10 protein-coding genes and 1 pseudogene are annotated in these 12,207 nt (G+C 44.5%); 9 read left to right on the top strand and 2 right to left on the bottom strand.

Annotated features, from left to right (window positions below):
* Positions 1-89 precede the first annotated feature (89 nt).
* The gene (miaA, locus tag JGK39_RS03025) at positions 90-986 is read right to left on the bottom strand and encodes a tRNA (adenosine(37)-N6)-dimethylallyltransferase MiaA (protein ID WP_293295752.1); all 897 of its coding nucleotides are present in this window, start codon (positions 984-986) and stop codon (positions 90-92) included.
* A 264-nt stretch (positions 987-1,250) separates the two neighbouring features.
* Here miaA and gyrB point away from each other — a divergent pair, with 264 nt between their 5' ends.
* From gyrB to JGK39_RS03005, 4 genes are all read left to right on the top strand, one after another.
* Positions 1,251-4,496 carry a DNA topoisomerase (ATP-hydrolyzing) subunit B gene (gene gyrB, locus JGK39_RS03020; protein ID WP_293295754.1) on the top strand — a complete coding sequence of 1,082 codons (3,246 nt, stop codon included), beginning with the start codon at positions 1,251-1,253 and terminating at the stop codon, positions 4,494-4,496.
* A gap of 323 nt (positions 4,497-4,819) precedes the next feature.
* Entirely contained in the window at positions 4,820-5,536 is a 717-nt protein-coding gene (locus tag JGK39_RS03015) for a heme oxygenase (biliverdin-producing) (RefSeq protein ID WP_293251330.1), read from the top strand.
* A gap of 350 nt (positions 5,537-5,886) precedes the next feature.
* Positions 5,887-6,564, top strand: coding sequence for a response regulator transcription factor (locus tag JGK39_RS03010; RefSeq protein WP_293251332.1), 678 nt, complete (start codon positions 5,887-5,889; stop codon positions 6,562-6,564).
* A complete protein-coding gene (locus tag JGK39_RS03005; protein WP_293251334.1) occupies positions 6,530-7,924 on the top strand; it encodes a HAMP domain-containing sensor histidine kinase in 1,395 nt (464 codons plus the stop codon). The genes JGK39_RS03010 and JGK39_RS03005 overlap by 35 nt, the downstream gene beginning before the upstream one ends.
* A 152-nt stretch (positions 7,925-8,076) precedes the next feature.
* Here JGK39_RS03005 and JGK39_RS03000 read toward each other — a convergent pair whose 3' ends face one another.
* The gene (locus tag JGK39_RS03000; protein WP_293251336.1) at positions 8,077-8,454 is read right to left on the bottom strand and encodes a hypothetical protein; all 378 of its coding nucleotides are present in this window, start codon (positions 8,452-8,454) and stop codon (positions 8,077-8,079) included.
* A gap of 168 nt (positions 8,455-8,622) precedes the next feature.
* Between JGK39_RS03000 and JGK39_RS02995 the strand changes: the two genes are divergently transcribed.
* The 5 genes and pseudogenes from JGK39_RS02995 to JGK39_RS02975 all read left to right on the top strand — a co-directional run.
* Positions 8,623-9,282, top strand: a complete 660-nt coding sequence (locus JGK39_RS02995) for a Fe2+-dependent dioxygenase (RefSeq protein ID WP_293251338.1) — start codon at positions 8,623-8,625, stop codon at positions 9,280-9,282.
* Positions 9,283-9,489: 207 nt separating this feature from the next.
* Positions 9,490-10,356 (top strand): hypothetical protein, encoded by an 867-nt coding sequence (locus tag JGK39_RS02990; RefSeq protein ID WP_293251340.1) that lies wholly within the window; start codon positions 9,490-9,492, stop codon positions 10,354-10,356.
* Between the two features lie 195 nt (positions 10,357-10,551).
* Positions 10,552-11,136, top strand: a complete 585-nt coding sequence (locus tag JGK39_RS02985) for a PepSY domain-containing protein (RefSeq protein ID WP_293251342.1) — start codon at positions 10,552-10,554, stop codon at positions 11,134-11,136.
* Between the two features lie 557 nt (positions 11,137-11,693).
* Positions 11,694-12,047, top strand: coding sequence for a hypothetical protein (locus tag JGK39_RS02980; RefSeq protein WP_293295756.1), 354 nt, complete (start codon positions 11,694-11,696; stop codon positions 12,045-12,047).
* Between the two features lie 33 nt (positions 12,048-12,080).
* Positions 12,081-12,207: pseudogene (locus JGK39_RS02975) on the top strand (IS630 family transposase); the annotation flags it as partial.

Below are 12,207 nucleotides of genomic sequence, written 5' to 3'. Positions count from 1 at the left end.
CCTACGGGCGTGTTATTGTAGGGTGCGTCAGCGGGGAAAAAATCTTGAGTAAGCAATCAAAACATTCAGCCCGCTGACGAACCCTACGGTTAGTTATTAACAATAAACTCTTGCACTCTCTGCCACACTCGTTCCAGTAAATCTGGCGCGCTAACATCAAACCATTCAATTTCAGGATACGCTCGAAACCATGTCCGCTGTCTCTTGGCAAATTGCCTCGTGTGCAAAATTGTTAATTCTTTAGCTTCTTCCAGCTTAATGTCGCCAGCTAAATATTGTTTGATTTCCTGATAGCCCAGGGTGTTCAACAACGGTAAGTCGCAGCCGTATTTTTTACACAAATATTCTACTTCAGCCAGCCAACCGCGTTCTAGCATTTGTTCGGTGCGCTGTTTGATTCGATCGCCCAAAACATCAATATCACAATCCAACCCTATTTGTAGAATAGGATAATTGGGAGGATTTTCGCCCTGCTGTTCCGAAATAGAGCGCCCGGTGACATAAAATACTTCGAGTGCTCTTAAGGTTCTGAAGGAATCGTTGAGGTGAATTTTCTCGGCGGCCGGGCGATCGACCTGCTGCAACATCGCGTAACATTGAGATTGTCCGAGTTCGGCAAGTTGCGATCGCAATTCGGGAATCGGCCCTACCCTCGGAATTTTCAAACCACGGACGATCGACTTAATATACAAGCCAGTTCCTCCAACCAACAACATAGGAGAATCAACAGCAGCAATTATTTTTTGAGCTTGCTGCTGGTACTCTGCGAGTGTTAGAGTTTCCGTCGGATCGCAGATGTCAATTAAGTGATGCGGTACATTCGCGCGATCGCTCGCCGTCGGTTTTGCCGTTCCGATGTCAAATTCGCGGTACACTTGACGGGAGTCTGCACTCAAGATCGAAGATTTCAGTCGATCGGCCACTTCCACAGCCACTCCAGACTTCCCCGTCGCCGTCGCCCCGCAAATCGTAATTAATCTAAACATAAGCCGTCGCACACTTAAAAAACATATTGCATTTCCCTATAAAAACCGTCAAATCCCCGAATCCTCTCTTCTTCAGCTAATTGACGGCGCTACGCTTCGTCCATCCCGAAGCAATCTCAAAACAATTCCCCCTCCGTCCCCCCGATAAATTTCCATTCAGAAAGCCCTAGCAGCGCCTTTAACGGTTTTGTGCTATAATTTTAGGAGTTTTCCCATTTTAGAAGCTTTTGGGGCTTAAGGCCTCATTATTGGAGCTATTTTTGTATGACCAGCAGCTACAGCGCCGATCAGATTCAAGTTCTCGAAGGTCTCGAAGCAGTCCGCAAACGACCGGGGATGTACATCGGTACCACCGGCCCGCGAGGACTCCACCATCTAGTTTACGAGGTTGTGGACAATTCCATCGATGAGGCGCTGGCTGGCCACTGCACTCACATCGAGATTGACCTCAACGCCGACGGTTCCGTTACCGTGACAGACGACGGCCGGGGTATTCCGACCGGCATCGTTGCTAAGACTGGCAAATCGGGAATAGAAACAGTAATGACTGTACTCCACGCCGGCGGTAAATTTGGCGGTGGTGGCTACAAGGTTTCTGGAGGATTGCACGGTGTAGGTATTTCTGTTGTTAACGCGCTGTCCGAGTGGGTAGAAGTGACAGTTTGGCGCGACCAAAAAGAACATTTACAGCGCTATGAAAGAGGCTTTCCAGTTACTGAACTTAATGCCAAGCCCAACAAAGGCACTCGCACCGGCACTTCAGTTTCTTTCTTGCCAGATACTCAAATATTTAGCACTGGCATTGAATTTGATTACACTATACTCGCGGGGCGCTTGCGAGAATTGGGTTACTTGAATGCGGGCGTGAGAATTACGTTTAGCGACCACCGTTTGGAACTGCTCAAAAGTAGCGAACCTCGCATCGAAACATACTGTTACGAGGGCGGAATCAAGGAATATATCGCCTACATGAACCGCGAAAAGCAGCCCCTGCACGAAGAAGTGATCTACGTGCAAGGAGAACGCAACAACGTGCAGATAGAAGTGGCTTTGCAGTGGTGCGTCGATGCTTTTAGCGACAACGTTCTGGGTTTTGCTAACAACATTCGGACGATCGACGGCGGTACGCACTTAGAAGGTTTGAAGGCTGTTTTGACGCGCACGATGAATTCGATCGCCCGCAAGCGCAACAAAATCAAAGAAAACGAAGCCAACCTCGCCGGCGAAAACGTCCGCGAAGGTTTAACAGCCGTGATTTCCGTCAAAGTCCCAGACCCAGAATTTGAAGGCCAAACCAAAACAAAGCTAGGAAATACCGAAGTCCGAGGAATAGTTGATTCCTTGGTAGGCGAAGTATTGACAGAATATTTGGAATTTCGCCCCCAAGTAGCCGACGCTATTTTGGAAAAAGCAATTCAGGCATTTAAAGCCGCAGAAGCAGCCCGCCGCGCCCGCGATTTAGTTCGCCGAAAATCCGTCTTAGAATCGTCTCCTTTGCCCGGAAAATTAGCGGACTGTAGCTCCAGAGACCCTGCCCTGTCTGAGATATACCTGGTTGAGGGGGATTCAGCCGGCGGCTGTTTTCTTTCTTCGGAGAAAATATTATTAGCGGATGGCACAACAAAAACCTTCAAAGAGATAGTTGACGAACAAGCAGAAGGTAAAGAACACTTTTGCTACACCATTCGCGAGAGTGGAAACATCGGGTTTGAGCGGATAACCAATGCTCGCATGACTAAAGCAAATGCTGAGGTTATCAAATTGACATTAGACAATGGGGAGACAATCACTTGTACTCCAGATCATCCGTTCATGTTGCGGGATGGCACTTACAAAGCAGCAGCGATGCTGACACCGGACGATTCCTTAATGCCTCTCAACCGCCAGTTGTCTAAAAAGAACCAAAATGGGCAGGGACTTAACGGTTACGAAATGGTTTGGAATCCCAACAGCGACAAGTGGATTTACAGTCATTTGTTATCGGATTTCTACAACCTGAAACATGAGGTGTATCAATCATCAGATGGCAACCACCGCCATCACGTTGATTTCAACAAACTCAACAACAATCCGACCAATATTCAGCGGCTACCTGCTCAGGAACACTTGGCTTTACACCGCGCCAACCTTGAGAAAACATTGCACAGGCCGGATGTCATTGAAAAGAGCCGTCAAGCTCACATGACTGATGAATTTCGGGCCATGATGAAAGAGCGGATGCAGCAGCCTGAAACCAGGCAAATTCTCTCGGAACAGGCGAAGGCTCAGTGGGAAGATGAAGAGTATAAAGCTTACATGACGAGCAAGTGGCGTGAGTTTTACGACACTAATGAAGATTATCGCGAGCAAAATAATGAACAGCTCAACCAAGCGCAGCAAGAGTATTGGAGTTCTGAAGAAAACCGCTTAGCTCAGTCGGAAAGGGTTCGCAATCATTTTGCTAACAATCCTGAAGCGCGGGAGGCTCATTCGCAATTTGCCAAAGAACAGTGGCAAAATGAGGAGTTGCTGGACTGGCGGCGCGAAAAAACTAAGGAACAGTGGACGCCGGAGTTTCGCCGCAAACGCAAAGCAGCTTTGGACGAAACTTATTACCGCAAAACTCTGGAAGCATTGAAGACTGTTCAATTGAAATGGGGCTGGATTAATGTAGATTATTACAATATTTATCGGAGGACAAAAAAAGACAAGTGTTTGTTGAAGTATGAGACGTTTTGCGATCGCTACTTTAATGGTGACGAAGTATATGCTCGCCAAGCAGTTCGTAACTACAACCACCGCGTTGTGTCGATCGAAGCTGTAGAGGAACGGCACGATGTTTACGACATCGAAGTGCCTAACAGCCACAACTTTGCACTAGGTGCGGGAGTTTTTGTACACAACAGCGCGAAGCAAGGGCGCGATCGCCAATTCCAAGCAATTCTGCCTTTGCGCGGTAAAATTCTCAACATTGAGAAAACCGATGACGCCAAAATCTACAAAAATAATGAAATTCAGTCGTTAATTACAGCGCTGGGTTTGGGTATCAAAGGCGAGGAATTCGATCCTGGACAATTGCGGTATCACCACATAGTAATTATGACTGACGCTGACGTAGATGGGGCCCACATCCGCACGCTATTGCTGACCTTCTTCTACCGCTACCAGCGGGCCCTTGTAGAACAAGGTTACATCTATATTGCCTGCCCTCCTCTGTACAAAGTAGAACGGGGACGCAATCATTACTACTGTTACAGCGATCGCGAAATGAACAATCTGATCCGTAACGAATTCCCTGCGAATGCTAACTACACCATCCAGCGGTTCAAAGGTTTGGGCGAAATGATGCCGACGCAGTTGTGGGATACCACGATGAACCCGGAAACTCGCACGCTGAAACGGGTGGAGATTGAAGACGCCGCAGAGGCCGATCGCATCTTTACCATCTTAATGGGCGATCGAGTCGCCCCCCGCCGCGAATTCATCGAAACCTACGGCCCCAAACTCAACCTCCTCGACTTGGACATCTAAGTTAGTCATGAGTCATGAGTCATGAGTCATTAGTCATTAGTCATTAGTCATTAGTCATTAGTCATTAGTTAGTGGCTGATGGCTGATGGCTACTGAATGACTGATGACTACTGCTTTCGGAGTCAACTGCCAACTGCTTTCCTGCTTTCGGAGTCAACTGTCAACTGCTTTCGGAGCCAACTGCCAACTGACTGCTGCCAACTTTTGTTATAAAAATTAATACAATCTCTCATCAAATTGCTCTAAGGTAAGTGCTTAGGTAAATTTTAGATTTTTGGCGCATCCATCAGCTACCACAAAAATAGAAGGTTAGGCAGTATAGCATGAGCATCAATTTAGCGACAAAATTGCGTGAGGGAACCAAAAAGTCTCACACAATGGCAGAAAACGTTGGTTTTGTCAAGTGCTTTTTAAAAGGCGTTGTAGAAAAAACTTCTTACCGGAAGTTAGTAGGAAACCTCTACTTTGTCTACTCGGCAATGGAAGAGGAAATGGAACGCCAAAAGCAGCATCCGGTTGTTTCAAAAATTTACTTTTCTGAGTTGAATCGCAAACAAAGCTTAGAGCAAGATTTGTTCTACTACTACGGTGCCAATTGGCGCGAACAAGTAGCTCCGTCAGCAGCCGCTAAAGCCTACGTGCAGCGGATTCATGAAATCTCGGCTACCGCACCGGAACTGTTAGTAGCTCAATCTTACACTCGCTACCTAGGCGACTTATCCGGCGGACAAATCCTCAAGGGAATTGCTCAGCGGGGGATGAATCTTACCGAGGGAGAAGGCACTGCTTTCTACGAATTCCACGATATTCCTGATGAAAAAGAGTTCAAAGCTAACTACCGTCAGGCAATGAATGAATTGCCGATTGACGAAGCTACAGCAGAGCGCATTGTTGACGAAGCTAATGCAGCTTTTGGCATGAACATGAAGATGTTTATGGAGTTAGAAGGCAATTTGATTAAAGCTGTCGGTCAAATGCTGTTCAATACCCTGACGCGGAAGCGCGGCGGCGGTAGTACCGAATTGGCTACTGCTGATTAAGCCAAACCGATTACAATTTTAGCCTCGTTTAAGAGGAAAACATTAAATCCTGGGGGTTTGATGGCTGCTTTTACAGTCACCAAAGCTCCGGGATTTTGCATGGCGGGCGATCGACTTTTTGACTCATATCATTTCCGGTTGCATCGGAATTAATATTACCCGAAATCAGGACACGGCAGTGCCGTCTCCCAATTCATAACGGTAGGGAAACGGCACGTGCAGTCTCCTCTATATCATTCCGGCGCAGCCGAAATTGATCTGAGGTGTTTGTTGACACTAAGGTTTAATCATTCCGAAAAAAAACTATGCGATATCACAATCAACAATCAACAATATTTTAGCAGTAAACTATGAAGATTCTATTAGTAGAAGACGACGATCGCATTGCTCAAGCATTAGCAGAAGCCCTCACCGACCAACATTATGCCGTAGACATAGCCGCCGACGGTCAAGAAGGTTGGAACTTTGCAGAAACTTTTACCTATGACTTAATTCTGCTAGATGTGATGCTGCCAAAAATAGATGGAATCACCCTGTGTCAGCGCTTGCGCCGACAAGGTTTAAAAACCCCCGTGCTCATGCTAACAGCCAGAGACACCAGCAATGATAAAGTCATAGGACTAGATGCCGGAGCAGATGATTATGTCGTTAAACCCTTTGATTTGCCAGAATTAGCAGCAAGAATTAGAGCCTTACTGCGGCGGGGAAGTACAACTTTGCCACCAGTATTAGAGTGGGAAAATCTGCGTTTAAACCCGAATACCTGCGAAGTTACTTATCGCGATAATTTGCTGCACTTTACACCAAAGGAGTACAGTTTGCTAGAATTATTCCTGCGAACAGGAGGGCGCGTTTTAACACGGAGTGCTATCCTAGACCATATATGGGCTTTTGAAGACTCGCCAGGAGAAGAAACCGTAAAAGTTCATCTCCGGGGTTTGCGACAAAAACTGAAAGCAGCAGGCGCACCAGCTAATTTTATTGAGACTATTTATGGCATGGGTTATCGGCTCAACCAAAACCTCTAATCCCCAATTTCAAGCTTTGGGATGGCGTTTATTGCTATCTTACTTAACAGTGATGGTAGCTATTTTAGGAACTTCTGCTATTGCTGTTTATGAATTATTTGCCAGCAGTCTTTATCAAGAATTAGACCAGCGATTGGAGGTTTTGGCTCAAGCAGCTTCTCACAGTTTAGTTGCGATCGAAAAGCAGCACCTTTCTGAACATCCAGAAAAAAAAGGCGATCTATCTCATCAACAAAGTGAACAGCGCAATGATGACTTTCAGATTGAACTCGATCGCGAAAAAGTAACTCGTCATTTAGATAAAGACGGAGACTTAGACATTCCTTGGCAAAATCTGCGGGAACCAGATCAATCTGTAGAATGGTTTAATGAAACAGGTGAAATGCTAGGAAATTCCGGCAAGACTTTACCGCCTGTAATAATAAAATCGGGTTTCCAAACCATACAAAACGGGCAAATTCGGTCGGCAACAATTCCCGTTTACATTTATTATGATGATAAAAATCAAGAATTAAAAGGTTATATTCGCACCAGCGAATCTACTAAAGAAGTTGAAGAAGTTCTCAGCAGACTCCGCTGGAATTTGGGTTATGGAAGTATTATTTTCCTGAGCTTGACTGCGGTTGGTGGTTTGTGGCTGACTAAGCAATCTCTCAAGCCAATTGAGGATAGTTTTCAGCAGTTAAAACAATTCACTGCTGATGCTTCTCACGAGTTGAGAAGTCCGCTGACGGCGATTAAAACCTCAGTGGAAGTTATGCAGAGTCATCCTGAGAGAATTCATGCAGCCGATGTTAAGAAAATGGTGGCGATCGCCTCTGCTACTAAACAGATGACTCAATTAGTTGAAGACTTACTTTTATTAACTAGAATGGATGCACCAGCAGCCACGATCGTTCGCGAGTGGATAGCGGTTCCGTTAGACGAATTATTAGAGGATTTGCTAGATTTGTGGGAACTGCAAGCTCAAGAAAAGCAAATTGTTCTCAAGTCAAATTTAGCCATTGATACGTCTGTAATGGGAGATGCTGCACAGCTAACTCGTTTGTTTTCTAACTTGATCGGAAACGCAATTCATTATACACCAGCGGGCGGAATTGTGACTGTTTCTCTGAGCAGACAGAACCGATCGACAATTGTGAGTGTAGAGGATACTGGCATCGGCATTGCTCCAGAAGATGTCAAGTTAGTTTTCGACAGATTTTGGAGAGCCGATCGAGCCAGAAATCGCCGTGCAGGGGGTTTGGGGATGGGATTGGCGATCGCCCAAGCAATTGTCCAAAGCCACCGAGGAGAAATTAGCGTTACCAGTCAGCTAGGAGTAGGTAGCTGTTTTCAAGTAAAATTCTCCTCAGTATAGCAATCCTAAATCATTCATGCAGATATGTAGGGGCGGTGCCAAGAGTGCCCGCCCTCCGAGAGATTGGGCAACCACGGGGGGATTGCCCCTACAAGAATTATGCAAATGATTTAGGATCGCTATAGCTTAAGAGTTGATATTAATAGAAAACCTTAACTCTTCTCCCCAGATTCTCCTTGTTCACCGCTTTCTCCTTTTTCTCCTTTTTCTCCTTTTTCCCCGCCCTTGGAAGCTGTCATTGTGACATTACTATCTGTCAATGAAAATTCAGAAGTGAAACTACTTTTTTTCCGGGGTTTTGGTTTTTTTCCTTCGCCGCTTTCTCCTTGTTCGCCGCCACTGCTACTCATTAAGACGATCGGTTTAACTGGCTTGCTGTTGCTCATCGATGAATTAGCAGCATTACTTAAAAGAGAAATAGGGGAAAATTGATTAACATTGCTATCATTCTGAGATGCGATCGCACTAGCAGCTACAGAGGTTAAAACGCAAGCTCCAATGCCGAGCCAAATCTTAGTTTTATTTTGCATATTTCAAAAAGCGTTATTCTGGGTGATTACTGCTACTATCCCAGAAAAAAGTAAAGAACTCGGAAAGAACCAAAAACATCTAAAAATTGTTTGCACAGACATTACCTTATTGCTGCTACAATGCGAGTCCATTAGCAACCTGTAGGAGTGTCCCAAATGATTATCTGTATGGCCAATATTCTGAATTCAGAGGAATTACGAGTAATTGTCGATCGCCTAAAAAATGCTGAATTTGTCGATGGGAAGTTAACAGCAGGTTGGTACGCCCAACAAGTAAAAAATAATGCTCAACTAAAAAATGATGCGGCTCCAACTCAGGAACTCAGAAATTTAGTCAATCAAGCACTAAAACGCAATTCTTTATTCCAAATAGCGGCGCGCCCTAAAGCAATTCGTCCCATTATGTTTAGTCGCTATCAGGGAGGAATGTACTACGGGACACATATTGATAATGCGATTATGGGAGATGAAGAACTAATGCGATCGGATTTATCTCTCACTCTATTTCTCAGCGATCCAGCCACTTATACGGGCGGGGAATTAGTGATTGAAAGTACCCAAGGCGAACAAGCTTTTAAACTTGATGCTGGTTCAATGGTTGTTTATCCTACTACAACTTTACATCGTGTGGAACCTGTCACTGAAGGTGAAAGACTAGCGGCGGTGAGTTGGGTGCAGAGTTTAGTTCGGGATGCTCACAAACGAGAAATTCTATTTGATTTGGATACGGTTCGCGATACCCTTTTTCAGAAGTCTGGAAAGACAGCGGAGTTTGACTTGCTATCCAAAAGCATTGCTAATTTGCTGCGAAAATGGGCTGATGTTTAGGTTGAGCAGGACTTACGCAAGAAACCAAGGGATAAGGGCAACCACGGGGCCAAGAGCCCCTACATTCACACGAGATATAGATGTCGTGCGTCCAGGACTATTGAGGAGGTTTTGGAAGCGGATGAAATAAATTTTAGGTCTTTCCGAGTTCTTTACTTTGTTTTGTCACAGTAATTGTAGATGAGTTAAACAACCAGGATCTAACAGATGAGCAACCAAACTAAAATTTGGACAGGCGTGGGACAGTCCTATGTGACCAAAGATAACTCCATAGAGGTCGATCGAGTATCATCGGAGAGAGACCAACTCTCAATGGGCGAAAGTGGCGAAAGTGGCGAAAGTGGCGACAGCAATTCAGGCTACGAAAGTGGCAATGACAGCCGTTACAACATTAATAACAGCAATTCAGGCTACGAAAGTGGCAATGACAGCCGTTACAACATTAATAACAGCAATTCAGGCTACGAAAGCCGTGGTGAAAGCGGTTACGAGATGGGGTTTTCGGTCAATCAACCTGTTGCTTCTTCCAGTTATACCCCAGTTATAAACAGTTTGTCTATCAGCTCTCAGGGATACGAAAGTGGCGGTAATTTCTATCAGAATGAAATTAAAGGTACAGATGGTAACGACATCCTGACAGGAATTCCTGGCAATAATGTTGCTTTAAAAGGACGCAATGGCAATGATATTTTGAGCGGCAACAGCGGCAACGATAAACTAGAAGGAGGCAAGGGTCAAGACACGCTTGACGGCGGCGCAGGCAATGATATTCTCGAAGGAGGGAAGGGCAAAGATATTCTGACCGGCGGTATGGGTTCGGATTTATTTGAGCTAGAAGGGCGATCGGCTACAAATACTCTCGATATCGCTGATATCATCACGGACTTTCAAAAAGGCGCAGACATACTGAAGCTGAAAGATGGCTTAGGATTTTCTAACATTAATATCACTCAAGGAACTGGAATTTATGCTAGCGATACTCTGTTACAGATAGCAAGTACGGGTCAATATTTGGCAGTCTTGAAAGGAGTTAATGCTGGAAATATTAACGCGGCTGATTTCACTTTTTCATAATGCTAGGATTTGCGCCGAAGCCGGGTTTTTCACAACAGGACTTACCCACTTCGACCAAAGAAACCGGGTTTTTTACCGAATCTGCGGGTAACAACGAAATATTTTCGCAAAACAACCCGGTTTCTGCCTACCCGTTCGTCCAAGAATATCTAATTTGTCAACAACAAAACATCTAAAAAATAGGATAATAAATAGATGGTTAACGCTAAATTTCGCAAACTTCACCGCCAAGTTGCACCGATTATTTTCATCCCTTTACTATTGAGTGCCTTGACGGGTGTTGCCTATCGGCTGGGAGAAGATTGGTTGGGCATAGAAGGTGATGCTGCTGAGATTTTTATGGATATTCACCAAGGAAGCTATCTCGGAAAGGAACTCAGACCATTTTATGTGCTTTTGCTGGCTTTGGGAGTGATTGGGCTGATAGTTACTGGTTTGACGATGACCAAATTTTTGGGTGGCGCACGCCCTGAAAGACCAGGTGCTAAACTTGATTTTCGTAAGGTTCACCGTATTGCTACACCGATTATTGTCTTGCCTTTAGCAGTCAGTACGGTGACAGGTGTAATCTATCGAGTTGGCAGAAGTTGGTTTAAGATGCCGAAAGAGGTAGGAGAAGTTTTTATGAATATCCACCAAGGAGAATATTTGGGAAACTTTTTGATGCCAATCTATGTGTTTTTGGTAGGTTTGGGTGTGATTTTGCTGCTGGTAACAGGAATCAATATGACTGGTATTTTTCGGAAACGCCGCCAGCAAACAACAGAAGAAGATAGCTAATAGACATCTCCCAAAAAGCCTCGGTCGAACAGGCAGGATGCCTGTTCCACAATAATTATGGGAGATGTCTAATAGATTTGTTTTTCGGGGATAACTGATGAATATCGTGGTTTGACTCCTCTCTACAGTTGCATCTTTTTTGGGAGACTGGTATATAATAATTCTCTGGTCGCTGACCTTTAATTAAGATGAGAAATAGAAGTATTGAAACGGCAAAATCAAGTCTAAAGTCAAAAAATGTATGGAAAAGTCGGCTACAAGGAAGCCGCACCAGTGCATTTCTCAGTGAAGTATTAAGTAACAGCGGTCATTTTTTAATTCTGAAGAGTTTATCAGACTTTATATTAGCTGGTTTGTTCAAATTTATCACAGATCCAACTGAATATTTACTGATAGTAGCAATGCTTGTTCAGGCTTGGTATCTGTCGAACTCGAAATGCCACCGTTTTTGGGGAAACCCGATCTGCGTTGGTATCTATACGCTGATTGATCTGCCGATAGACGGGCTAGATTTTTTCCAAAATCCTAGTCACGTTGTCTTTTGGTTATTTTCTCTGATGATTGCTACTTTGCAAGGATTGCGATTCCATTGGGCTAAGGGTATTGATGATTGGCTGATTCCACCGGAAAGTGTGGTACGGGCTCTGATGGTGGTAGCTTTTTATGTTGTGATTGGGATTAAGTCTCAATATTTAATTGCTAATCTCGAATTAATTGTGACATTTGCGGGGACGGCAACGCATTGGTTTCTTAGTTGGAGTATGCTGTTTATCGGTTTGCTTTTAGGGTTGCAGTCGGTACAGATTGTCAAACAGAGAAAGCAGCTACAAAAAACTGCTCAACTACTGGGAAATATGGCCGAATGGGGGATGGGAAGTCATGTAAGCTGTTTCGCATTAAAACTGGTATAATAATAAATCACAAGTCACAGAAAAGCCCGAAGTATGCCAGCCAAAAATCATCTAAATGCACAGCAAGTCAAAAAGCTTCAAAAAGCATTAAAACAAGAACAAAATGGAGAAATTAGAGAGAGAATCTTAATCTTACTATTGCTCAATGATGGAAAGACGC

This window comes from Microcoleus sp. PH2017_12_PCY_D_A, from assembly GCF_020738565.1.
Classification (GTDB): Bacteria; Cyanobacteriota; Cyanobacteriia; order Cyanobacteriales; family Microcoleaceae; genus Microcoleus.
Note: the sequence above shows the minus strand (reverse complement) of the source record. Positions and strands in the feature narration are given on the sequence as shown.

Coding starts and splice junctions, on each gene's coding strand:
- JGK39_RS02995 (WP_293251338.1), top strand. CDS start 8,623: ATGGCCAATATTCTGAATTCAGAGGAATTACGAGTAATTGTCGATCGC.
- JGK39_RS03015 (WP_293251330.1), top strand. CDS start 4,820: ATGAGCATCAATTTAGCGACAAAATTGCGTGAGGGAACCAAAAAGTCT.
- JGK39_RS03010 (WP_293251332.1), top strand. CDS start 5,887: ATGAAGATTCTATTAGTAGAAGACGACGATCGCATTGCTCAAGCATTA.
- JGK39_RS03000 (WP_293251336.1), bottom strand. CDS start 8,454: ATGCAAAATAAAACTAAGATTTGGCTCGGCATTGGAGCTTGCGTTTTA.
- JGK39_RS02980 (WP_293295756.1), top strand. CDS start 11,694: ATGATTGCTACTTTGCAAGGATTGCGATTCCATTGGGCTAAGGGTATT.
- JGK39_RS03005 (WP_293251334.1), top strand. CDS start 6,530: ATGGCATGGGTTATCGGCTCAACCAAAACCTCTAATCCCCAATTTCAA.
- JGK39_RS02985 (WP_293251342.1), top strand. CDS start 10,552: ATGGTTAACGCTAAATTTCGCAAACTTCACCGCCAAGTTGCACCGATT.
- JGK39_RS02990 (WP_293251340.1), top strand. CDS start 9,490: ATGAGCAACCAAACTAAAATTTGGACAGGCGTGGGACAGTCCTATGTG.
- gyrB (WP_293295754.1), top strand. CDS start 1,251: ATGACCAGCAGCTACAGCGCCGATCAGATTCAAGTTCTCGAAGGTCTC.
- miaA (WP_293295752.1), bottom strand. CDS start 986: ATGTTTAGATTAATTACGATTTGCGGGGCGACGGCGACGGGGAAGTCT.